We start from the raw sequence: 23,206 nt of genomic DNA, 5'->3' as shown, positions 1-23,206 counted from the left end.
CCTGCGAGGTCGGTCTGAATTTTTTGCGGATTCCGATTTTAGGACTTGCACTCATCGACGGCGTCTCATAAACGTCCGTCCACCGTTACGACGGTACCTTTATGGGGCCTTAGCTCAGTTGGGAGAGCGCTTGCATGGCATGCAAGAGGTCAGGGGTTCGACTCCCCTAGGCTCCACCAAAACCTAACAATACAACTAGATAGCAAGCATTAGAGCGGTGTGACACACAGGTGTGACACAAAATGAAGCTGCATGCATATCTCTCTCTGTCCAGACACGGCATATATTACTTCCGTTGGCCAATACCCGACACGACACGAAAACACTGCACTAGACCAAACACTAAACGTAGGACCCTTCGGGTGTCGTAGCGCACAAGATGCCCTAAAGAGGCTGGTACTCTGGCACGGCGTCTTGCAGTGTGCGGCGACACAATAACAAAGCACATAGAAGCATCGGGCATGAACCACGGCGAACTGCGCACACAGGTGTATAAGTACTTTGCGGTAGTACTAGATAAGGCAAAGACGCGTAAGTACAAGGGTCGCAAACCTACGGCAAAGGCAAAGTCGGTTGATGTGATTGCTCTTGCAAGTGAAGGGATCGGCGCTACGGAAATCTCGCGTAGGCTGGGTATAGGTCGGGCGTCCGTGTATCGGATACTTAGTGCTCGACAATAGCTTTTCTTCGAGATGTATAAAGGCTCTTGTTTGGTGCGCATTGCTCAAAACAATCTATCTTCTTTGCACTTAAGGTGCACCAGATTTGTCATAATCTAACAACCTTTTGGCGCCCGCTAACAAGCGGTCGCACTTCAAAAAACCCAAGTAACAAAATGTCCATTCAAATTCTGAGCCTGGTGCACAGCAGTGCAGCGTTAGATCAGCTTCAACAAAGGAATGGTTTGAATTGTTATGCTAAAATTCCTGTTGAAATCCGCTTTTTGGGCACTTGAAGCAAGTTACAATACACCTGAAAGAAAAGGCGCCAGAGGTGAACGTCGGGTGCATTCAGCACTCACATCAGTATTGAACGAAAAAGACTATCAGGTCTTGTCCGATTTAACGCTTCCCGTAGCCGGTGGCACTACTCAGATCGACCATCTCCTGATCTCTCGCTATGGCATCTTTGTTGTTGAGACAAAGAACATGTCCGGTTGGATTTTTGGCAGTTCCGACCAACGTAGTTGGACCCAAGTGCTAAAAGGCGGCAAGCGCCGCAGTTTTCAAAATCCGCTTCGGCAGAACTATGCCCACGTGAAGGCCGTCCAAGTCATCTTGGGTATTGAGGAAAGTCTTTTACACAACTTTGTGGTGTTTACGGGCTCGGCCCGACCAAAAACGGCGATGCCAGAAAGCGTCGCTTGGGGACTGCAAGACCTCGGAAGGCTAATTGCAGTCGAGAAGAAGATTGCACTCTCGGACGTACAAGTGACCGCGTACGTAGCGAAACTACGCAACATAGCATTGGAAAACAGCAGGGAGACGAAGAAAGAACACCTGAAAAACCTGGAGAGGATGGCTGCTTCCAAAGTAAAAAGCTCGACAGACAGGCCTAGCGGGCGAATAGGCCGAACATCTTGCCCGAGATGCGGCGCTAATATGGTCAAACGCACTAACAGGAAATCGGGTAGTGCTTTCTTTGGGTGCGTGGAATTTCCCAAGTGCCGGGGAACACGAAAGGCTACTTAGAAGGTTGGAGAAAATGCTGTCCGTTTTTCGGTTCAGCTTAAGCCCTCCCTCAATTGAGCAAATACGGCACGCATTCGCTGAGATGCACAAAAGCGGCACTGATCTACCGGAAAACAGGTAATCTACGCGCGGTGCAGCTTTTGCTTGGCCACACCAAGGTTGACAGCACAGTTCGATATCTTGGCGTTGGATTGGAAGACGCGCTGAATATCGCAGAAAAGATCGACGTTTGAAGATTGAGCGAGCAGCAAGAGTCGTCCGCATTTCGTGATTGGCAATTGTCGCATAAGTGATGACTTTCCACCGGACTTTCGAGCCGAGACGAGCGTCACCATCGTCGTCGATTGAGTTGAATCTCCCGCAAGGATCATCGGGCTCAGGTCAGTAACTGGGGCGTCATCGCTCACTCCCATGTGAGTGCTTGGGGAGGTAAGCAGTCACTCATGTAAAGTGAGGCGAACGTCCCCTTCGAGCCCGAAGCGGACGTATTTTTGCGCCTCTAAGAAGTTATTTTGGAACAAAGGGACAAACTATCTAAGTTACAAAACAGAGTTGATCGAAATTGAAGCCTGAAATCGATTATAGGCTTCCTCGATACACAGGGTTCGCGCAGTCACAAACGAAGCCGCCCACAAAGTGGACGGCCTTGAAGTATCGACACCGATCAGTTGGTCAGAGAAGCATTGCACTCACGCGCCGCTTCAATTGCCTTCTTGGTGCCAGCAAGGCTTAATTCGAAGGCAAAAATAGACTGTGGCATTACAATCATGGTTTCGCGCTCCATCACGTCTGTGACGAAGTCGGGATTGTTGGCAATGAGATAACCGCCTTTGTACCCGTCCGCCAAATTAGGTGGCGCCGCTGTTGTATCGCCATAGTATAATTTGTTGTCCATGAGCAGCTAGACTTTATCATCCTCAAATTCGATGTCTGCCTTTGTAAAAACACCCATGTAGCCAAAATCTTTGTCTGGGGTCAGACCCATTTGAACAACGTTGGTATTTTCATCCACCCGTTCGATCAGGCAAGTATTTCGGCTCTAATCCACAAACATATTCCAGCCGGATTCCTCGCCATAGTTTACGAACTCTGCGTTGTCTTTTGGCAGAATATTTTTGTCCTTAGCATGTCCTACGGTTGCTCCGCATGCAAGAACGGCAGCGGCAACAAGGGTCTTAGTTGTCGTTTTCATAGGAACAATCCCATTATAATATTGCAGAATGAAGATGTGAGGGAAAACCGAAAACGCGAATCTTCAAACTAAAATGAATGGCTGCGTCCTTTCGAATGGTTTGAAAAGCAGGTGGTAATGAGGCCAACACTTGCGCCATCGACCAAATCAGAAGTAGAGGGTCCAGTCGGTCGCTCTGCAAAATGGAAACTCATTATATCCCCATCCCCCAAAAAAACCCGCATCGTTCGGAGGGAAACCAGGTGAACAACGCGGGCTGTAGTTTTGGGGTGTTGGTGTTACGGTACTAATTGAAAGATGGATCAAAGTTCCCCGCGTCACCTCTATCTGGGATGATGGGCAACGCGGGGATTTAGTCTGACCATGGGACTGGCCAGACTAAGTCGAATGTGTGGTTGGCCGCTGTTAGTCAACCAAGTTGGCATGAGCGCAAATTCTGTTCGCTACAGTCAAAGTTCGTCACCCGCCATCTGCACAGCGCCGCCACGTTTTCTGAAGCGGACGTGTAAGCTGGAATAAACAAGTATTTCTCATGCACGCGAGAGCAAACTTTTTGGCGCGCGTAAAATTACTTGATTTGTTGTATTTTAGATTCAAGTATTCGAATGCGTGGCGAATTTGTGTTACCTCTGTTGCTCGCGCATTCGCCAGACTTGTCTGGTTGCCTCCTGGAGACGCAAGTGAGTGGTGTCGCCAGGAGGCCGTTATTCTCGGTTTAATGGGTCTAATGGAAAAGGCTCCCAATTCTACGTGCACGGCAAGTCTATGACCCCTTTGGGAAATTTCTGTTTCATTCGCAGATCTATGGTTCCGCGAATTTGAGAGGTTCTCTATATCTACGGCGACCCAAAAATCCGTGGGGTTCGTCACAAGGAAATATTCAAACATAAACATAAGTCTGGATTTGTTGCATCTGTGTGTGCTCTCTTCGACCGTTAAAGAAGTAAGGGACAGACAGATGAGACGAGCACTGAGAACGTTGAAGATTTGGTCATTCATTTGGTTCACGGCATTAGCGAGTGCTTTTCCTGCCGGCGCGCAAGAGACTGAGGCCGACCAAGAGGCTGTGGAAGTCGAGAATGACGATCTAAAAAATGCAGTCGTTGATGAGATGATTGCGGCTGACGATCTCGAGATCCTACTTGTTCCCCTAACCGCGGAAGAGCTTTCCCAAGTCGCTGGTACTTGGCAGAGTTATGTGCGCTCTCGGCTCGAAGAAGTCGCGCAAGTAAACTTGCAACTTCGGTCGGCGAGCGGAGCTCGGGAAGACAACTTGCGGTCTCAGTTGTCCTCTTTGAACGACTCTGGATCAGAAACTCTCAACAACTATCGTCTGGTACTCGAAGCATGGGCCCTGAAAGGCGCGAAGGCGGAAGATCTAGAACCGCATTCTGACTATATTCTCGCGTTGAAAACGGGAGCCCTAAAAACTACCGACCTTCAAACGCTTTTTCAGAACGCTTGGGCCTGGTTGTTCTCGTGGGATGGGGGCGTAGGCCTGCTGATGGCCGGTCTGGGTGTTTTGTTGGCAGTTTGGGCCATGATGTTCATTGCTCGGATGGTGCGCCGGGTCACTGAACGGGGTCTGAACAAAATTCCAACTATCTCCAGAATGCTGAAACGCTTCATTGCCACCGCCGTATACTGGGCCGTTTTCGTCCTTGGTATACTCGTCGTTTTAGCTTTGTTCGGAGTTAACGTCACACCGCTTTTTGCCGTGCTCGGTGGTTTGTCGTTCATCCTAGGTTTCGCATTGCAGGAAACGCTAGGAAACCTCGCAAGCGGTCTGATGATCATGGTCCTCAAGCCATTCGACACTGGCGACTATATCCAAGTGGGCGGTTCATCTGGGTTTGTGGATGAGATGTCGGTGGTTTCAACCAAGATCAGAACATTCGACAACCAGATTATTATAGTTCCCAACAGCAAGATTTGGGGGGATGTCATTACCAATGTAAGTGCATCCGAAGAACGTCGGGTCGATCTGGTCTTTGGCATCGCCTATTCGGACAACGCTGCCCAAGCAATTGAAGTGCTCAAAGACTTGGTTGCGCATCACCAGCTTTGTCTGAAGGCACCAGAACCAGAAATTTTCGTGGGTGAGTTGGGAGACAACTCCGTCAACATCTTCTGCCGTCCATGGTCCAAGTCTGATGACTATTGGACCGTTTATTGGGACCTGACCGGTCAAGCAAAAGAGCGGTTTGACAAAGAAGGCATATCTATACCGTTCCCGCAACGCGATGTGCATATTATTCCCGCAGAAGGAGCAAAATCATGAGGGCCCTTACGCTATGGTTACTGCCTCTTCTATTTTCCTGCACTGTTGCGCTTGCTCAGTCTGAAGAAATCCTCGCTCCGGCTGAAGAGAGAGAAGATCCCGAGTTTATTGCGCCAGTGATAGTGGATGGCGAAGAATTGTTCGTGGTTCGCGGTTCAAGTGCGCTGCCCGCAACCGAACGAGCGAGAAAAATTGAGGAGCGGATCGCTCAAGTCGCCAATGCATCCACGAAAGCTTCAGTACAGCTTGAGATTTCGGACGCCGAATTTGGGAAAATGATACGCGTTGACGGGCAGATGGTTACGATCACCACCCAAGCTGATGCTGAGCACGAACAAATGGTTATTGAAGTTCTAGCTGGGCTTCAGTCCGAAGCGATTGAGACTGCAATCCTTCAATACCGAGATGCTCGGTCCAATGAGGGCCGAGTAGATAGTGCGATGGCTGCCTTTGTTTGGACAGCAGTCTTTGCCCTCACTTCTTATGCGTTTTTTGCGAAACGGCAAATGTTATTAGACTACTTAGAAACATCTTGGAAAAGAGAGCTGAAGGTGTTGAAGAAGCCACGAAATCGCTCTTGAGAAGCAGGGCAATCGCGTCGATTATCGTCTATTCAATACACATATTGATGTGGGTCCTGTTTCTGTTCTTTTTCTACTACTACCTTTCATTGGTGCTGCTCTCCTTTGCCGAGACCCAGGGCATTGCCCAGATCCTCTTGAAGTATGTCAGCGAGCCGCTCGTAACCGTCGTTTTGGCAATTGTTGAATATATCCCCAACTTGATCATGCTCGCAATCATTGCAGCTGTGACACGGTTGGGAGTTCGAGGCCTCGATCTTTTTTTCGACAACGTCGAGAGCGGCGCGTTCCAACTGAAAGATTTTGAAGATCATTGGATTGCACCAACAAAAATGCTGTGCAGGGCTTTGCTGATTGTTATCGCGCTGGTGTTTGCCTACCCTTATATTCCCGGATCTGACTCTCGAGCCTTCCAAGGCCTGACTATCCTTGCCGGTATCATGGTATCGTTAGGGTCGAACACAGTCGTCTCGAATATGATGGCCGGTCTGTTTGTCATCTATAGACGCAGTACCAATGTCGGTGATCGAATTCAGGTTGGCGACAAGATTGGGGATGTAACCGAGATCAAACTGATGGAAACACTCATTAAGTCGATAAAGAACGAGATGATTAGCATTCCAAATGCACAGCTGCTCAACTCCGAAGTCGTAAACTATTCGCGCAAAGTGGATGGTCGAGGGCTGTTGGTTCACACGACAGTAGGGATCGGATACGAGGAGCCACCAAAGAAAATCAAAGCGATGCTGATAGAGGCAGCTCATCGTACTCAAGGGTTAAGAAAGAACCCTGAATCTTTTGTGCTTTGGACGCAGCTGGCTGACTACGCAATCAATTATGAGATCAACGCATACACTTCGCGCGGATCGCGCTTGCCTAAGATTTTGTCCGATTTGCGCGAAAACATTGTCGATGTGTTTAATGAAAACGGAACACAGATAATGACACCGTCGTACATTGCGGACCCGCCGGAACCCAAAGTTTCGTCAGAGGAATGGGACGGCAAGCTTGCTCATCACGCTGAATAAACTGCATTCAGCTATAGGTTATCAGTGTCAGTGCTTAAGCTTCGTATTGCATAAATATGTCATTGAGTAGCCATGTCTCCGCAGTCCACAGATCCGACCATTAGGGACTTGAAACGCTCGTTCAGGAATGGCAACTCAAAAGGAATCAGCGTCACGTGGGAAATGCCAAATGAAAAACCTTTTTCTGACGTGCTGCTTTGGAGCTATTTCTCTAGGATTTGCAGCGTCACCTTCAGCCGCGCAGCCCCGGCTAGGTTGGGCGTATCAGGTTGATGGGCTTGCTGCGTTTCAAGGGGACGCGGATTTGAGTGACGGCGGTGAATTCTCTGCAAGCCGAGCATTTCTACGTGCTACCGCACTTTACAATCTGGAAGGAGGAAACTCCATTGGGCTTTCAACCAGCTTCGGCAAGCTGGACTATAGCTTCAGTCAATCGAACAATCAGCCATGGGAGAACCTCCGTGACTTTCGCGTTTCTGTTCCCCTGCGATTTCGTGCGAGCGATACAGCAACAGTTTTTGTGTCACCACAGATCAGGTGGGATTATCAAATTGGAGCTTCCGCATCTGATGGTAGGACCTACGGTGTTTTCGCGGGTATTGCTTGGAAACTTAACGAGCGCCTGACGATAGGACCGGCCTTTGGCGCGTTCTCTCAATTTGACGATGGTGGTACAGATTTTTTTCCGGCCCTGCTGATCGATTGGGACCTAAATGATCGCTGGAACTTGAACACTGGCTCAGGGATTGGAGCGACACAAGGCCCCGGGTTGACCCTGAGCTACACGTTGACTGAGACCATAGATCTTTCCTTAACCGCACGATCGGAGAGAATTCGATTCAGGTTGGATGGGGAAGGTCTCGCGCAGGACGGGGTGGGCGAAGACAAGAGTGTCCCCGTCGTACTTTCCGTTGGATACAACCCAAATCCTGGAGTTTCATTGAGCGTATTTGCAGGCGCAGAATTTGACGGCCGCCTGACGCTAGATGATGCGAATGGAGCGGAAATTAGTCGTCAGACCTATGAAACAGCGCCATTGGTTGGGCTGGCGTTTAGGGTCAGGTTCTGATCACAGCATTGAGCCTGTTTGCCAATTGTGCGCGGAGTTATTATTGCGTCTGAGTTCGAACGTCCGCTTTGTCCGCAAAGAGGTCTGTTAGCTGGAACGCAGCGAAGGTCTGCACCGAGCCCAAAGCGGACATCGGCCGCCGGGTAACTCTGCATCAATTACCGGAGCGGTGGGCTGTCAAACCAGGGGTTCGAATGAGAAGACTTCCACGCCGTCGTCGAAACCGCGCAAGGTGTGTGATCCCAACGTGCTGGGTGTTTCGGTGACAAGTTCGGCAAACTCGCTCGTCGCAAGAATGGGTGCATCAACGGACCGGGTCAGCCCCTCCAACCTGCTGACCATTGCGACGGAAGTCCCGGTCACCGTGAAGTCCAGCCTGCTTTCAGTTCCCACGTTGCCGTAGATCGCCGCGCCCATGTGCAGGCCGATTCCAAAATCCGTTCGATTCTCGGGCTCAATTTCCTCGCGCCTTTGAAACGCTTCCCGTGCCGCCGACAGGGCTGCCTCGCACATGTCCTCGGGCAGCCGCCGATGACCATCAAACGGGAAAATCGCGAGCAATCCATCACCGACGAACTTCAGCACCTCGCCACCATGGTCGTGTACCGCACCCGCGACACAGTCAAAGTATCGGTTGACCGCGGCCACGTAGTCACCCGGTGACAGGCGTTGGCTCAGGGCCGTAGAGCCGTGCATGTCGCTGAACAGAAGTGCACAATCGATCTCGCGGACATCGCCACGCGATATTTGGCCGTTCAAGACGGATCGGCCTGAAATCCTGCCCAGGTAGGCCTCCATCAGTTCAGCCGCCAGGAACTGCTCCGTGAAGACGTGGACGGTGCCAAACAGTGGTATCGACAGTCGCGTGAGGCCGTCGATTTCCCGCTGTGTAAAGCCGGAGCGCCTTTTTGTCGCGAAGGACACCGAAGCGCCCAGTACCCACTGAGTGCCGCTTTCGAAGGTAATGCTCCGTTTGCCAAACGGAACGGAAAATACCAGGTAATCGGTGATGCCCGATGCAGCCAGCTTCTGGTAGATCGGATATTTGTCACGGGTTGACGGATCGGTCAGATTGGCACGCAGCACCGGCATCATTTCCGTCTCGCCGACCAGCCCGTCGGCCAGATCCCAGATATCACTTTGAAAGAACTTAGTGGCTATTTTGGCGGTCAGCTTGGTGTTTTCACCGAACGGCGCCTTGTCAAAAAGGTCATCGGTCACTGAACTCCGTGGCATGACAGTCCAGTCTATGCGGTCCGTTGATGCATCCCAAGTTGCATCGACCAGTCCGATGACGGGATGCATCATGAGACGGCCCAGCGAAACCCGCGCGACTGGCACACCGCCGTCGATCAGCCTGTGACTGAGATGCTCAACCAGGCCACCAACATCGCCGTCGAAAAAGGCCAGCTTTTGCAACCAGTCTGCAATACGGTCGAAAACATCGGACATGACGCACTCCTCAACCCGCACTTTGTAATAGACGACCGCGCATGTCATTTGAATTGTTGAGCGGCCCATGTGGCCGCTTTGTCCGCACAGCAGACACTGATCGCCTCACCCCGAATGACCGCTCTGCGGACAAAGCTTCCGATAAGTCAGTTTGTTGGGATGTGTGATAACGGCCCTAGCTGCCATTTGGCCCGGCCATCTGATGCGACTGTGCGGACCGTCAGAAGAGACATTCGCCACGAGCGCTATATCCAATTCAACCCGAACTCGTGGATAGCGGGATTTTTGCCTGTCGTCGTATTGAGAACAGACACGCATTTGGCGACATCTCTAAATAAAGTGATGACCTCAGCTGAACGCATACCTCAATCTCCGGATCGCACACTTGTTGGCGTTGCGCTGATGCTGGGGTTTTGCCTAACCGCTCCTTTGCTGGATGTGTCTGCGAAACTCGCGTCAACCAGTGTGCCGGTTGGGCAGATTACGGCTGCTCGGTTTGTGGTACAATGCGCGTTGATGGCGCCTTTCATCTGGATAATGGGACTGTCGTTGCGCGTGGCGAAAGGTCAGGTGATGGTGCTGGTTTTCCGCTCATTGCTGTTGGTGTTCGCAACATTTTGCTTCATTGCCGCGATCCGGGTGATGCCCCTTGCCGATGCATTAGCAATCGTGTTCGTGGCCCCGTTCATCGTCTTGTTGGTCGGCAAGTTCTATTTTGGTGAAGATGTCGGCCCGCGTCGCGTCTGCGCGGCGCTTGTGGGGTTTGTCGGGGTGTTGTTCGTCATCCAGCCCAGTTTCGCAGCTTTCGGCGCGGTCGCTATTATTCCGGTAGGAACGGCAGTTGCCTTCGCTTTCTACATTCTTGTGACCCGGGGATTGTCGCGTCGGGTGCACCCCGTGACCCTGCAATTCCACACCGGTCTGATCGCCAGCCTGTTTTGCATTCCAGCTCTAATTGTTGCGCAAGGTTCCGGCTCTGATTTGTTTAATCCCGTTTGGCCAACAGACACCGCTCTGTTGTGGCTTTTGGGCGCTGGCTTCTTCGCGACGGTGAGCCACATGATGATGACCTATGCGCTGTCTTTTGCGCCTTCCGTCACGCTGGCACCGCTGCAGTATTTTGAGCTGCCGGTCGCGACCTTGTTCGGCTATCTTGTCTTCAATGACTTCCCGAATACGCTTAGCCTGATTGGCATTGCGATCATCATCAGTGCAGGGCTGTACATGATACATCGCGAAAGGGTGGCGGCCAGACAGTTGGTCACCGAACGCGCCGTACCTCCAATCTAAGGCTACATGCCCGGCCTAAAGCCGACCTACACATCCTGGTCAAGTTGCTGCGGCGAGGCCCTTCGAACCGGACATTCATCAACAACGCAGCATCAGACCAATAATCAACGTGCGACTCGCGGACCTTCTAGATTTTTGAATTTCAGAGAGCGCTGTCGCAGCACGTGTTCACATGCGGCAGACATAAAGCGATGTTGATGCTTGCATTGCCAATCTGGTTATTCAGCACTTCGACTTTTCCAGAATCAAAAGTGCACTTTCTTTGCAACCAAGATCAGTCACGTAATTCGGGCCAACTCGCCATCTGCGTGTATTTGTCGCCTTAATTTTAGTCAAAACAATCAGCGCAAATCTGTGTCACGCCTCTCAAGGTCCAGAACGGCATTGAATTCATTCTCCGGGTCCATCCAGGCAACCAGGATCGCTTCGTCGTCGATGGCGTAAGTTTCAATTTCTGCTGGGGTCACACGGATAAAGCGCTCATTCCCTAAGAATGCGCCGCCATGGGTCTCTCCGAACACGACACGGATCATCCGAGACCCTGGGGCAAACATACGCAGATACGGATCCGCAGGCTTACCCATGATCAAAACCTCTGCCTTGCTGCGAACCCATCTTTCGCCTGCAATGCGCTGCTCAGGACTTCGCAAAGCGGAGACTGCGCCTTCTGCAACCGAAGCGATGGCTGCTGACAGCATGATCGCACCAATCGCCATCTGGGCCGCACCTGCGATTGTCCCGCTGTACTTCGCCCAGGCAGCAAGGCGCATCAAGCGCCGCCTCGGGTGATAGAGCACGTCGACCGCGTCGCCGACCTCGACCGCGTTCCAAAGGTCTACCGGAGCGACTTCTTTTAGGGAAAATGCGCGCGGGTCATCCAAAAGTTGGAAGCGCAGAAAGTAACGTTTCGAAGGTTTCGTACGATGCCGTTCGTTGCGACCAACGTGGCCCTTCTTGACCCACTTGTCGGTCACGCGCGCCTGCCCAGGTCGGCCGGCTCGCTTTAGATACGTCGAATTGAGATAGTGCCGATAGCCCCGCGCGGTGATGATCAATCCTACTACGCCAAGCGCAACCATCCCAAGAAATGGAAGCCAATTGAAGAGAATGTCGGCTACTGGATCTCCAGGTTGTTGTATTTCTTGGATCATGCGACTGTCTCCTGAGGTGGCGTGGCCGCTAGAAGGTTGCCGGGTGGGCGTGGTGTGGAATCCAGCTAGAAAATGCCACGTCTGAATTTGTCCGGGGTGTTGACCTCATATCTATAGGTCAGGGCGGGCCGAGATCGCCAAAAAACGGAGAATGAAGCTATAACTGGATGTTCTTTCACCAGGTCATGGGCATCGGAATTCTCTCTCTGCCCCGCCCACACGTTTCTGGCACAGATATGGGTCATGGTCCTTCGCAGACCAGCGGAAAGACCCCGACCTCTGGGATCTTAAGCGTGCCAACGGTGATTTGGTCATCGCCTTCATCAGCCGTAATCAGCCGCACGGATGCAACAATGCGATCAAACTCAGGATCGGCGAAATCCAGCAATGTGTGTGTGTTCTCCGAGGCCCCCTGCGCCAAAACAATGGGCAGCGCACCTTCTGTCTCTGTCATGCTCCAGTCCTGTCCATCCGCGTGGATCGTCGCGCTGATAATCGCAAGGCCGGGTACAGATCCAAAGCCAAATGCTACCGAAACGCCTGACTCATCAGGCGCTTCGCAGGAAACAAGAAACGTTGCAAAAGAAGGGTTTGCAATGACGCTTGCCACAAGCGCGAGTGCGATTGTTCGTATTACGATTGGTTCCTCCGTTTACGGCCCATTTCACAGCCTAAGACGTTTCGGCCTCAAAATGAACTGCCAACGCACTGCCGTACTTTTGGTGCCTTTCGAGACATTGGCGATTGGTGGCAATTCAAGTGAATGCCGAAACACTGAAATGTCAGCTCCCTGCTCGCATTGTGAGTCCAATTTCCGATAAGTGCTCAAATGACTGGTTTTGAGGCCGCGTTTCAGCCACTGAATTACCCTCCTGTTTTGGCGCTGATAATCGTCAGGTCATCAAGCATCCAAAGGTCGCCATGCCGCGAAACATCCAGCAAGCCGCGATAAGAAACCGTTTGCCTATGTAGATGCCCCCAATGACCGCCGCTTACACGGGCAGTCCAATTGGCGAGAACCTGGTGCTGATTTCTGTCCTCGCCTGGCGCGAAGCTCTCGACATTCAGGTCGAAATCGCTTCTACACGCGCTATGGCGCCAGAGGGCAAAGTAACCGACAAGCCCCTCCTCCGATCCAACCCGCCGCGGCATCCGCATCCCGTATTGGCACTTGGGGGACAAGACGAACGGAGATCGGCTCGTTCCCACGCGCGGCGCGCATATTCGTTTCGTGCTGAATTTGTGCCAACATTCCCGAGGCTGCGCTGCCGACGAAATTTTCGTCCTCATTCGATAACCTGTGACTATTGCGCTTACGACCAAGTGCTTTTTGGAAGAAATGCGTTAATCTCGATGTCATTAATTTTTCTCGGGCATAATGCTTTGTTGCCTCCGCCCAATCCGTGCCTTCGTGGTTGATCATTTTCGCCAACCTGTTCGGGCAACTTAACGCCAAGGTGGGTGTTCGTCGAGCGATGTGGGAGTCTGAGCAGCGACCTGATAGAAAATCCAAATTTGTCAGGTTTGAAGGTCAACAACACCAAATTGCAGGATCAAATTACCTGTTCTGGTTCAAGCATAACTAACTGAACGGATAATACGACTATTAGATAAGCAGACACCACCACAGAAAAGTTGAACGGCAGATTTGTCCTGCATCTTGCCCATTCATACGACGCACAGCAAAGGGAGCTCCATCCTGGAGCGATCGTTCATGGATCTTGCGACGAAGGTGCCAGGAAAGCCCAACTTTGACGTTCACAAAATAGGAAGAAAAGCGGCTTCGTTCTCCTTATTATCCTCAGGAAATGGATCTATAAAGTAAATCTGTTCGAGCCGAAACGAGCCGTCCACGCTTTCCTTGTTATGTGCTATGTACTCATCAGACCAATCCCCGTGCACGCTTTTGATTAAAAACGGTTGCTTCAGACGAGAGCCTTCTATTCCCGCAGTTCCGCACGTCAGCCTGCTTGGGTCGAAGGATGCATCCGTTCCGAAAGATATCAATTGTAGCTCGATGTCGGGAGTGGCGTATTTGCCAACGAAATCAGAGTAAGCCTTCGATAACTCTGATATCATTTCTGGACGTTTGAGACACTCGGTTGCGGTGCTTATCGCCATGCAATGATCATTCCAGGCTTTGTAGTCCTGACAAAAGCTGCGTATAAATGCTTCCCTGCTCCTGTGATCAGGCCCAGCGAATTCCGGTCGCTTGAACGTTCTCTAAGCCTTTTCCAAAGGGTCAATACTACTCCACGTACAGCTATGTGCGATTCACGCCCTTTTACACTGGACGACCCGTCGAAAACGTTCAACGAATGAATGTTGGCTTCGTCCGCCCCTTGGTGATTGAGGTTGGTCGCGGCGAAAGGTCGGATTGAAAGCCGACTAACCGAATGGGCTTCAATGTCCGGTCTCGTGAAATTTGCTGCACCAACGAGAGGACGCTGCCGCAGATGCGAGGAAATGCTGCGTGAGCAAAAGCGGCGTCAACAAAAGGCGACTTTGCCCCGCAATCCAGACACTCCGCCAGATTCCCACAACCGCAGTGCAGAGAATGTTCGGTTTGAGCCCATTTTGCCGATTCCTGCAGTGTGCACGAATGACCGCATAACAGATGCAGTCAAGGGCCCAGCATTCGCTTGTCAGCTAAACGCAGTGCTTGATGGGTTAATACGGTGTCCCCGAAAGCCAAATGCTTAGCGAAAATAATCAAACTAGCGGCTGATTAAACATAGCTTCGAATCCCACGTGCAATAGATTTAACCTAACATCGGAGACGCTATCATGACTGATTCAGGTGCAATTTTCTTTGGCTATCATGCTGACCCATCGCGCTCCAGCTCATTGCAGGCTGCTGCCTACACCGAGCGCAAGTGGTTTGACGCAGACCTTCGCTCCATCCTCTCCAAAACTTGGCAATGGGTGTGTCATGTCGAGAAAACACAAGAGCCGGGATCATATGTAACAGTGGATATTGCCGGTCAACCTATTGCGGTTGTGCGCGACAAAGAGGGTAAGCTTCGCGCCTTTTACAACGTATGCAAACACCGTGCCCATGAACTGCTATCAGGCGAAGGCAATACAACACGGATTATGTGCCCCTATCATGCCTGGGTCTATAAACTTGACGGGCAATTGGCGCGTGCGCCACATACTGAAAACCTAGAAGACTTCAACAAGGATGAGATTTGTCTCGATGCTGTACAGGTTGAAGAATTCTGCGGTTTTGTTTTTGTCAATTTGGATCCGACGGCTGCCTCTTTGTCAGAGCAATCCGGAAACCTAGAAACCGAGGTGCGCCATTGGGCACCGGATGTGGATCAACTCACTTTTGGCCACCGTTTGACCTACGACATCAAGTCGAATTGGAAGAACGTCGTGGACAATTTCCTTGAGTGCTATCATTGCCCTACGGCCCATAAGGATTTTTGTGACCTCGTGGATATGGATACCTACAAGGTTACGACCTACGGCATTTACTCCAGCCATATGGCTGACGCAGGCAACAGTCCAAATACCGCCTATGACGTCTCGAACGCCACGGTAAAAACCCACGCGGTTTGGTGGCTCTATCCTACCACTTGCCTGATGCGATATCCGGGACGGTCCAGCATGATCGTGTTGAACATTATCCCTGTTGGGCCAGATCGGACGCTTGAAACTTACGACTTCTTCCTTGAGACGCCGGAACCTGACGCGATGGAGCTGGATGCAATTCGCTATCTGGACGAGGTACTTCAGGTCGAAGATATCAGCCTCGTCGAAAGCGTGCAGCGCGGGATGAAAACGCCTGCGTTCACACAAGGTCGGATCGTCAATGACCCGGATGGGTCTGGCAAGTCCGAGCACGCCGTTCATCACTTCCATGGCTTAGTCTTGGACGCTTACGCAAAAGGTGCCACGTGACGCGGCCAAACATCCTTGTGGTCATGGCGGACCAATTGGCTCCGCATTTCACAGGGGCGTACGGGCATAAGGTCGCCAAGACGCCACATCTTGACGCGTTGGCCGCGCGCGGCATGCGCTTCGATGCAGCTTACTGCAATTCCCCTCTCTGTGCGCCTTCACGGTTTTCCTTTATGTCGGGTCAGCACATCAGTCGCATCGCAGCTTACGACAATGCATCCGAGTTCAAGGCTTCGGTGCCGACATTTGCGCATTATCTGAAATCGCTGGGCTATCGTACATGTTTGGCAGGCAAGATGCATTTTGTCGGGCCGGATCAGATGCATGGATTTGAGGATCGTGTGACAACCGACATCTATCCTGCTGATTTTGCGTGGACCCCGGATTGGGAGGCCCCGGACGAGCGGATCGACAAGTGGTATCACAATATGCAAACGGTCAAGGAAAGCGGCGTTGCCCACGCTACCTTCCAGATCGACTATGACGACGAAGTTGGCTTTGCCGCCAATCGCTGGCTCTTCGATGTTGCCCGAGACAAAGCACGTGGGAACGATGCGCCCTTTGCGATGGTGGTGAGCTTCATTCACCCGCATGATCCTTACGTTGCGCGGCCCGAATGGTGGAACCTGTATACAGATGATGAAATTGACTTGCCCGCCTTTGTGCCCGCGTTGGAGGATCAAGACCCCTTTTCACGACGTTTATTGGATGGGATCGAAGCGTCTTATGTGCCACTGACCGAGGAAGAAATCCTGCGCGCGCGCCATGCCTACTTGGCAAACGTCAGTTACTTCGACAGCAAAATCGGAGAGCTGGTTCAAACCCTCGAAGAAACGGGCGAGTTGGACAGCACCATTGTGATTGTCACAGCCGACCATGGCGACATGCTGGGTGAACGAGGGCTGTGGTACAAAATGAACTTTTTCGAGCACTCCGCGCGAGTTCCACTGGTCATGGCCGGGCCAGGCATCGCTGTTGGGGCCGCTCAAAATGCAGTGTCACTGGTCGATCTGTTGCCGACATTTATCGACATCGGTGGCGGTGATGAGACGATGATTGGAGAGCCGATCGACGGTCGTAGCCTTATGCCTCTGGCTCGGAGTGAAGATGATCCAGTTGATGAGGCGATCGGAGAATACTGTGCCGAGATGACGGGCTATCCTGTGATCATGATCCGGCGCGGGCCCTTGAAATATATTCATTGTGATAGCGACCCACCGCAGCTCTATGACCTGAGTGCTGACCCGATGGAAACGAATAATTTAGCTTCGGACCCAAGCTACTCCGACGCGAAAACTCGTTTTGCAGCCGAAGTCGCCGAACGTTGGGACGGCAGTGCTTTGCGAAAGAAGATAATCGCCACACAAAAATCGCGCCGTGCATTACATGCCGCGATGGAGGCCGGTGCCAGCGAGCCTTGGGACTACAACCCGCCGTCCGATGCAAGTCAGCAGTATGTACGCAACAATATGGATTGGACAGTGGCTGCACGCCGCTACCGCTATCCGCCATTGAAGGATTGAAACAAATGATGCTGAACGGAAAAGTTGCTCTCGTGACTGGTGCCCGCGGTGGAATCGGGCGCGCGATTGTCGCTCGGTTTCTAAGAGAAGGCGCAACGGTATTTGCCGCTGACCTCACACCGGAAGGGTCGTTAGATCAACACGACGACGACGGCAGTCATTTTGTTAAGCTGGATGTGACTCAAGAAGCAGACTCGGTTGCGGCGATGGATCATGTGCGCGCCGCACACGGAAAGTTGGACATCCTAGTGAACGCGGCGGGGATTGAGATCGAAAAAACGGTTGAAGAGACCACGTTGGAGGAATGGAATCAAAGCTTTGCGGTTAATTCCACGGGCACGTTCCTGACCTCGAAATACGCCATCCCATTGATGCGCGAAGCGGCGAAGACAGGGAATAGCGCAAGCCTTATCAATTTTGGCTCCTACGACGGGTTCATCGCAGACCCTGGGCTTGCGGCCTATTGCGCGACCAAGGGTGCAGTTCACGCATTGACGCGCGCAATGGCTTGCGATCATGGCCCAGAAGGTATCCGGGTGAATGCCATCTGCCCTGGCTATATCGACACTCCAATGCTGCAGAGCTTCTTCAACGGCGATGGATCCGGCGGAGGAGGTGGCAACATTGAAACGCTGCAAAAGGCCGTGCGCGATGTTCATCCAATGCGGACCTACGGGACGCCCGAGGATATTGCAAATTTGGTCAACTGGCTTGCCTCGGACGAGGCGCGCTATGCCTCTGGCCAGTTGTGGGTTCTGGACGGGGGGCTGTCTGCACAAGTGCAGCAGATGAAGCTCTGATGCCCAAGCCAGTCATTATCACTTGCGCGCCGACCGGAGGCATCCATACGCCGTCAATGTCTCCGCATCTGCCGATTACACCGGCCGAGATTGCGACGGCCAGTATTGAGGCGGCCCAGGCAGGGGCATCAATCATTCACCTGCACGCACGGCACCCGGAGACAGGAAAACCCGATCCCCGACCTGAGCTGTTCAAGCAGTTTCTACCCGTAATCAAGCAGTCCACCGATGTTGTGATGAATGTCTCGACCGGCGGCGGCTTGGGGATGTCGATGGATGAGCGGCTGCTGGCGGCGACGTCTACCAGCCCAGAGATGGCATCGCTCAACATGGGATCCATGAACTTTGGTATCTTTCCGATGCTGCAGAAATACACCGAGTTTCAGCACGACTGGGAACGGCCATTTTTGGAGATGACGGAAGACTTTATCTTTCCCAACACTTTCAAAACAATTCGTTACGCCATCGAAAAACTTGGTGGAGATCACGGCACCAAGTTCGAGTTCGAATGCTATGATCTTGGACATCTCTACAACGTCAAATGGTTCGTGGATCAGGGCCTGATCAAACCGCCATTTTTCATTCAGATGGTATTTGGCATCTTGGGTGGCGTTGGCGCAGATGCCGACCATCTGACACACATGCACAACACAGCCGATAAGCTGTTCGGAGCAGAGAATTACGAATGGTCGGTCCTTGCCGCTGGTCGTCACCAAATGCCATTTGCGACCCAAAGCGCGATGCGGGGCGGTAACCTGCGTGTCGGTCTCGAAGACAGCCTGTTCATCGGCAAGGGTGAGTTGGCAAAATCTAACGCGGAACAGGTCACGCGCATCCGATCAATCGTTGAAAACCTTGGCCTTACGGTCGCGACGCCAGCAGAAGCGCGCATGCGGCTCGCACTAAAAGGCGGCGATCAGGTTGGCTTCTGAGGAGACGCATATGCAGACGAACATGTTGATCAACGGCGAAATGGTTGAAGGCACCGGCGACGCCTTGAACATCCTGAACCCTGCAACAGGAGAGGTTATTGGTACCGCAAAAGAAGCCAGCGATGCACAGATCGAGGCGGCGGTGCGCGGCTCAGCAGAGGCATTTGAAACCTTTTCGGTTACGACCCCTGCAGAACGCGCTGCAATCTTGCTTCAGATAGCTGATGTTATCGAGGCGAACAGCCAGGAGTTGGCAGAACTTGAGAGCCTAGATGTGGGAAAACCCTGGCCATCGGCTCATGATGATGAAATGCCGCTGACGATTGATGTCTTTCGCTTTTTCGCCGGGGCTGCGCGCACCATGATGGGGTCTGCCTCTGGAGAGTATGTCGCGGGTCATACGTCGATGATCCGGCGCGACCCCATTGGCCCTGTCGCAGCCATCGCCCCTTGGAACTATCCGCTGATGATGGCGTCCTGGAAGATTGCTGCACCAATTGCGGCAGGATGTTCGGTGGTGTTGAAACCGTCCGAGATCACGCCGCTATCTACTCTGCGACTTGCAGAACTGTTACAAGATGTTCTGCCAAAAGGCGTGCTTAACGTGATCCATGGTCGCGGGCCCGGCGTGGGGAATACCCTGATGAACAGCCCACAGATGGAGGGGATCAGTGTTACGGGTTCTCCGGCGACAGGCATGGCTGCAATGCGGGCTGCTTCCCAGAAAATTAAACACGTTCATCTGGAATTGGGCGGCAAGGCGCCAGTCATTGTCTTTGATGATGCTGATCTCGATGCTGTGGCCGAGACGATCCGATATGGCAGCTACTTCAATGCCGGTCAGGACTGCGCACAGCCTTGCCGCGTGATGGTTGCAGACAGAGTTTACGACAAACTTGTGGCCGCGATTGCCGATCAGGTTGGCCAGATCCAGATCGGTGCACCGAAAGCTCAAGGAACGGAAATGGGCCCGCTTGTCTCTGCGACACAGCGGGATCGTGTAGCGGGTTTTGTGGATCGCGCACGCAGCAGCTCTGAAATCGTTTCCGGTGGGGCGTCTGGCGAAGAAGACGGCTTTTTCTACCAGCCGACAGTCATCGCCAATGTCGACAACACAGCAGAGATTGCCTGCAATGAGGTTTTTGGACCCGTTGTAACTGTCTCTCGGTTTTCTGAGGCAGAAGATGCGTTGAAGATCGCCAACACCGGAGCTTACGGTTTGGCCTCTTCGGTCTGGACACGAGATGTTGGGAGAGCAATGCAAATGACGTCCAAGTTGCGCTATGGATTCACCTGGGTAAACACGCATGGGGTTGCGACCCCCGAGATGCCATGGGCCGCGATGAAGGGCTCGGGCACGGGCAGCGATATGTCGGTCTATGCGCTGGATGCTTACACCGCAGTCCGTCACGTTATGGTGGCACACTGATGCGGTTAGCTGGGAAACGCGCCTTTGTTACCGGCGGCAAACAGGGCATTGGTCGCGGCATCGTTGAGGCCTTCGCAGCCGAAGGTGCGGCTGTCGCCACCTGCGGGCGCGGCCCTAAGCCAGATGATCTACCGGATCACGTAGCATGGTATACGCTGGATGTATCCAATCCCGAAGCGGTTGCACGTACTGCCCGAACAATCGGCCTGGTAGATATCCTGGTAAACAACGCCGGCGTTCAGGTCGAAAAAACAGTGACCGAAAGCTCAGACGCGGATTGGGATTTGGTGATGGGAGTAAACGCACGAGGCGTTTTTAACTGTTGCCGCGCCTTTGTTCCGAAAATGTCTCAGGGTGGTTCGATCATCAACATTGGTTCGATCTCGGGCAATGCCGCTGACCCGTCGATGGCGCTCTACAATGCTTCAAAAGCGTTTGTGCATGGGCTTACACGCTCTATCGCAGTGGACCATGGACCTGCGGTGCGCTGCAATGCAATCTGCCCGGGATGGATTGAGACCGGCATGCTGGACGCAGCATTCGAACTCGCCCATGACCCGGAAAAGGCTAGATCAGACGCGCTGGCACGCCATGCGGTCAAACGCTTTGGTAAGCCCGCAGACATTGCTGCGATGGCTGTTTGGCTAGCTTCTGACGAGTCGTCTTTTGCGACTGGCCAACTGTTCACTGTGGACGGTGGTATGACTGCGGCATCCCCCCTGAATCCGGGACTGTTCTGATGTCGGAAATCGAAAGAACCGCCATTCTCGGAGCCGGTGTCATCGGGGCAAGCTGGGCAGCGCTGTTCCTCGCGTCGGGTCGCAGTGTGACTGTATTTGATCCCGATCCGAACGCTGAGGCATCCGTCCGTAAATACATTGAAAAGGCGTGGCCTGCGTTGGAAGAATTGGGCCAAGTTGGCCACGCCACCCGAGATGCGATCACCTTTGCACCGACCGCAGCTGAGGCCGTGCGAAACGCGCAGTTCATTCAGGAGAATGTGCCCGAGCGGTTGCCGATCAAACATTCCACCTATGCGGAAGTTGAGCCAGAGTTGGGTGCTGATGCAATAGTTTCAAGCTCAACATCCGGCTTAACACTCGAGGCTCTCCAACAGGGATGGCGCGATCCGAGTAAGCTCATCTTAGGTCATCCGTTCAACCCGCCACATCTCATTCCGCTGGTCGAGTTGACGGCGAACGACGCAACCGGTTCAGATGTTCTGAACCGAACAGAGACGTTCTACGAAGATCTGGGTAAAGTCACGATCCGGATCAAGAAGGGCATGCCCGGACACGTCGCAAACCGCTTACAAGCTGCAGTATGGCGCGAGGCCGTCCATATGGCGATTGAAGGCGTTGCGAGCGTCGAAGACATCGACAAAGCGATGTGGGCCGGCCCGGGATTGCGGTGGGCCGCGATGGGTCCGACGACGCTTTTCCACCTGGGTGCAGGCGACGGCGGTCTGCGGGCCTTCTGTGACCATTTCAAGGATACATTCAATGGCTGGTGGGACGACCTGGGCAACCCTCGTCTTGATGAGGATGTCATCAATAAACTGGTCGATGGCATTAACGATCAAACTCAAGGGCAAAGTACCGAAGAGTTATCAGCGCAACGCGACAAGATGCTTACGGCGATGCAAAAAGCTACCCAACACCTTCGGACTTAATATCAGGCTTGAACATTGGCCACGCGCGGAACTCGAATGGAGTACGGCCTTCAATACGGTCTGCAGTTGGTGTGAGGCCAAAACGGCTTCGATATGCCCGGCTGAAATGAACTTGCCCGTTAAATCCTGATGCTTCTGCAATCTCGCTGAATTTCAGCTCTGTTTGGGTTACTAGTCCACGCGCGCGATCAAGGCGTATGTCACGGTAGTACTCGATCGGCGACTTCTGGACATATTGCCGAAACAATCTGCTAAGTTGTCGTTGCGAAATCTTCAACCTCGCTGATATTTCAGGGATCGACAAAGTGGCTTCCAAATGTGCCTCCATCAAGTCGATCGCGTCCCTTACCACCCCAGAGGTGACATACCCCAGTGGCTCCACGTCTTTGGGGTTCTGTGATTGGCCCTCACCGCGTACATTGTGATGAAAAAGATATCGCGCAGATGCATTGGCGATACTCTCACCATCGACGGAGTGCACAAACCGCAAACCCAGATCAGTCGCTGCGGAACCCCCGCAACAAGTGAACATCTTTCCATCCATAACAATCATGTTCTCTGACACTGTGGTATCATGGGCCATTTCAGCAAAGGCATCGATGTGCTCATAGTGAACCGTCGCTGTCTTGCCTTTAAGCAGTCCAGCAGCCGCAAGAACAATCGCACCAGTATCCAAGCCGCCAACGATTGCTCCGCACGCCTCCCACTTCTGAAGGGCCACCTTAAACTGAGATGTTCCGTGACGTTCAGGTGACCAACTTGTACTCACCAGAACCAACCAGGGCTTGCGCCCCGTCACGGCCGCCAATGGGGCAGTGTCAACGACAAGGCCGCTGCTAGACTCAACTGGTCCACCGAGGTCCGAGACATAGGTCCAAGAAAATCGAGCCGAACCTGTCAGGTAATTGGCTATTCTGAAAGGATCCACGAAAGACGTAGTCGCCGAAACATTGAAATGCGGACTCACCAGGACAACGATATCTAGCTTGCGATCAATTGGATGGATCATGGCCGATTCTGTAAAATGGAGTCCAAAATTGTCAACAATGAACTTATCACTGGTTCAAAAAAGTCCAATTACTAAGGCAAACACAGCATAAACAAGGGGAAAAAACCGGGGGAGATCAGCGCTCAATAAGTTTCTGAAATCCAAAAACCGACATTCGTTATACCGCGGCGAAAGTCCGTTTTGGCCGCTAGAAACTT

At 52.5% G+C, this 23,206-nt stretch carries 21 protein-coding genes, 1 tRNA gene and 1 pseudogene; 16 read left to right on the top strand and 7 right to left on the bottom strand.

The features are described from left to right. Positions 1-103 precede the first annotated feature (103 nt). The 4 genes and pseudogenes from ACR0NM_RS14275 to ACR0NM_RS14260 form a co-directional block, all read left to right on the top strand. A tRNA-Ala gene (locus ACR0NM_RS14275) sits at positions 104-179 on the top strand. A 282-nt stretch (positions 180-461) separates the two neighbouring features. Beyond that, a complete protein-coding gene (locus ACR0NM_RS14270; RefSeq protein WP_223118243.1) occupies positions 462-680 on the top strand; it encodes a helix-turn-helix domain-containing protein in 219 nt (72 codons plus the stop codon). 234 nt (positions 681-914) lie between these two features. Then, on the top strand, positions 915-1,691 hold the full coding sequence (locus ACR0NM_RS14265) for a nuclease-related domain-containing protein (RefSeq protein ID WP_223117493.1): 777 nt from the start codon (positions 915-917) through the stop codon (positions 1,689-1,691). Positions 1,692-1,747: 56 nt separating this feature from the next. Then, positions 1,748-1,924, top strand: a pseudogene (locus ACR0NM_RS14260) (integrase); the annotation flags it as partial. Positions 1,925-2,355: 431 nt separating this feature from the next. On the opposite strand, the gene ACR0NM_RS14255 reads toward ACR0NM_RS14260, so the two are convergent. Then, complete coding sequence (locus tag ACR0NM_RS14255; protein WP_223117491.1) at positions 2,356-2,586, bottom strand: hypothetical protein; 231 nt, start codon at positions 2,584-2,586, stop codon at positions 2,356-2,358. Between the two features lie 144 nt (positions 2,587-2,730). Beyond that, positions 2,731-2,883, bottom strand: coding sequence for a hypothetical protein (locus ACR0NM_RS14250; RefSeq protein WP_170512778.1), 153 nt, complete (start codon positions 2,881-2,883; stop codon positions 2,731-2,733). Between the two features lie 958 nt (positions 2,884-3,841). Here ACR0NM_RS14250 and ACR0NM_RS14245 point away from each other — a divergent pair. The 4 genes from ACR0NM_RS14245 to ACR0NM_RS14230 all read left to right on the top strand — a co-directional run bounded on the left by ACR0NM_RS14245 (position 3,842) and on the right by ACR0NM_RS14230 (position 7,842). Further along, a complete protein-coding gene (locus ACR0NM_RS14245; RefSeq protein WP_170567857.1) occupies positions 3,842-5,164 on the top strand; it encodes a mechanosensitive ion channel family protein in 1,323 nt (440 codons plus the stop codon). Beyond that, positions 5,161-5,745 carry a hypothetical protein gene (locus ACR0NM_RS14240; RefSeq protein ID WP_480615322.1) on the top strand — a complete coding sequence of 195 codons (585 nt, stop codon included), beginning with the start codon at positions 5,161-5,163 and terminating at the stop codon, positions 5,743-5,745. The genes ACR0NM_RS14245 and ACR0NM_RS14240 overlap by 4 nt, the downstream gene beginning before the upstream one ends. Then, on the top strand, positions 5,697-6,773 hold the full coding sequence (locus tag ACR0NM_RS14235; protein ID WP_480615320.1) for a mechanosensitive ion channel family protein: 1,077 nt from the start codon (positions 5,697-5,699) through the stop codon (positions 6,771-6,773). Before ACR0NM_RS14240 ends, ACR0NM_RS14235 begins: the two co-directional genes overlap by 49 nt. Before the next feature lie 169 nt (positions 6,774-6,942). Next, positions 6,943-7,842, top strand: a complete 900-nt coding sequence (locus tag ACR0NM_RS14230; RefSeq protein ID WP_480615318.1) for a hypothetical protein — start codon at positions 6,943-6,945, stop codon at positions 7,840-7,842. Positions 7,843-8,019: 177 nt separating this feature from the next. On the opposite strand, the gene ACR0NM_RS14225 is transcribed toward ACR0NM_RS14230, so the two are convergent. Beyond that, a complete protein-coding gene (locus ACR0NM_RS14225) occupies positions 8,020-9,294 on the bottom strand; it encodes an adenylate/guanylate cyclase domain-containing protein (RefSeq protein WP_170514318.1) in 1,275 nt (424 codons plus the stop codon). A gap of 342 nt (positions 9,295-9,636) precedes the next feature. Here ACR0NM_RS14225 and ACR0NM_RS14220 point away from each other — a divergent pair, with 342 nt between their 5' ends. Further along, positions 9,637-10,584 (top strand): DMT family transporter, encoded by a 948-nt coding sequence (locus ACR0NM_RS14220; RefSeq protein WP_480615316.1) that lies wholly within the window; start codon positions 9,637-9,639, stop codon positions 10,582-10,584. 341 nt (positions 10,585-10,925) lie between these two features. Here ACR0NM_RS14220 and ACR0NM_RS14215 read toward each other — a convergent pair whose 3' ends face one another. From ACR0NM_RS14215 to ACR0NM_RS14205, 3 genes are all read right to left on the bottom strand, one after another. Beyond that, positions 10,926-11,735 (bottom strand): hypothetical protein, encoded by an 810-nt coding sequence (locus tag ACR0NM_RS14215; protein ID WP_480615314.1) that lies wholly within the window; start codon positions 11,733-11,735, stop codon positions 10,926-10,928. Positions 11,736-11,976: 241 nt separating this feature from the next. After that, positions 11,977-12,189, bottom strand: a complete 213-nt coding sequence (locus ACR0NM_RS14210; protein ID WP_170395513.1) for a hypothetical protein — start codon at positions 12,187-12,189, stop codon at positions 11,977-11,979. Between the two features lie 1,304 nt (positions 12,190-13,493). Further along, positions 13,494-13,856: a hypothetical protein gene (locus tag ACR0NM_RS14205; protein WP_170597202.1), complete on the bottom strand. Its 363-nt coding sequence runs from the start codon at positions 13,854-13,856 to the stop codon at positions 13,494-13,496. 666 nt (positions 13,857-14,522) lie between these two features. Between ACR0NM_RS14205 and ACR0NM_RS14200 the strand changes: the two genes are divergently transcribed. From ACR0NM_RS14200 to ACR0NM_RS14170, 7 genes are read left to right on the top strand one after another with little or no spacing between them, the layout of a single operon-like run. After that, positions 14,523-15,644, top strand: coding sequence for an aromatic ring-hydroxylating oxygenase subunit alpha (locus ACR0NM_RS14200; RefSeq protein ID WP_480615312.1), 1,122 nt, complete (start codon positions 14,523-14,525; stop codon positions 15,642-15,644). Beyond that, positions 15,641-17,167 (top strand): choline-sulfatase, encoded by a 1,527-nt coding sequence (betC, locus tag ACR0NM_RS14195; protein ID WP_480615310.1) that lies wholly within the window; start codon positions 15,641-15,643, stop codon positions 17,165-17,167. The genes ACR0NM_RS14200 and betC overlap by 4 nt, the downstream gene beginning before the upstream one ends. A 5-nt stretch (positions 17,168-17,172) precedes the next feature. After that, on the top strand, positions 17,173-17,967 hold the full coding sequence (locus ACR0NM_RS14190; RefSeq protein WP_170395498.1) for an SDR family oxidoreductase: 795 nt from the start codon (positions 17,173-17,175) through the stop codon (positions 17,965-17,967). After that, complete coding sequence (gene kce / locus ACR0NM_RS14185; protein ID WP_170395496.1) at positions 17,967-18,899, top strand: 3,5-dioxohexanoate:acetyl-CoA acetone transferase; 933 nt, start codon at positions 17,967-17,969, stop codon at positions 18,897-18,899. The genes ACR0NM_RS14190 and kce overlap by 1 nt, the downstream gene beginning before the upstream one ends. Positions 18,900-18,909: 10 nt before the next feature. Continuing rightward, positions 18,910-20,328, top strand: a complete 1,419-nt coding sequence (locus ACR0NM_RS14180) for a gamma-aminobutyraldehyde dehydrogenase (RefSeq protein WP_480615308.1) — start codon at positions 18,910-18,912, stop codon at positions 20,326-20,328. Next, on the top strand, positions 20,328-21,068 hold the full coding sequence (locus ACR0NM_RS14175) for an SDR family NAD(P)-dependent oxidoreductase (protein WP_480615306.1): 741 nt from the start codon (positions 20,328-20,330) through the stop codon (positions 21,066-21,068). Before ACR0NM_RS14180 ends, ACR0NM_RS14175 begins: the two co-directional genes overlap by 1 nt. Beyond that, on the top strand, positions 21,068-22,000 hold the full coding sequence (locus ACR0NM_RS14170) for a 3-hydroxyacyl-CoA dehydrogenase NAD-binding domain-containing protein (RefSeq protein WP_480615304.1): 933 nt from the start codon (positions 21,068-21,070) through the stop codon (positions 21,998-22,000). Before ACR0NM_RS14175 ends, ACR0NM_RS14170 begins: the two co-directional genes overlap by 1 nt. Here the strand turns inward: ACR0NM_RS14170 and ACR0NM_RS14165 are convergent. Next, positions 21,978-23,009: a GlxA family transcriptional regulator gene (locus ACR0NM_RS14165; protein ID WP_170395488.1), complete on the bottom strand. Its 1,032-nt coding sequence runs from the start codon at positions 23,007-23,009 to the stop codon at positions 21,978-21,980. The genes ACR0NM_RS14170 and ACR0NM_RS14165 overlap by 23 nt on opposite strands. Positions 23,010-23,206: the final 197 nt, after the last annotated feature.

Source organism: Ruegeria sp. AF2, assembly GCF_056542025.1.
Note: the sequence above shows the minus strand (reverse complement) of the source record. Positions and strands in the feature narration are given on the sequence as shown.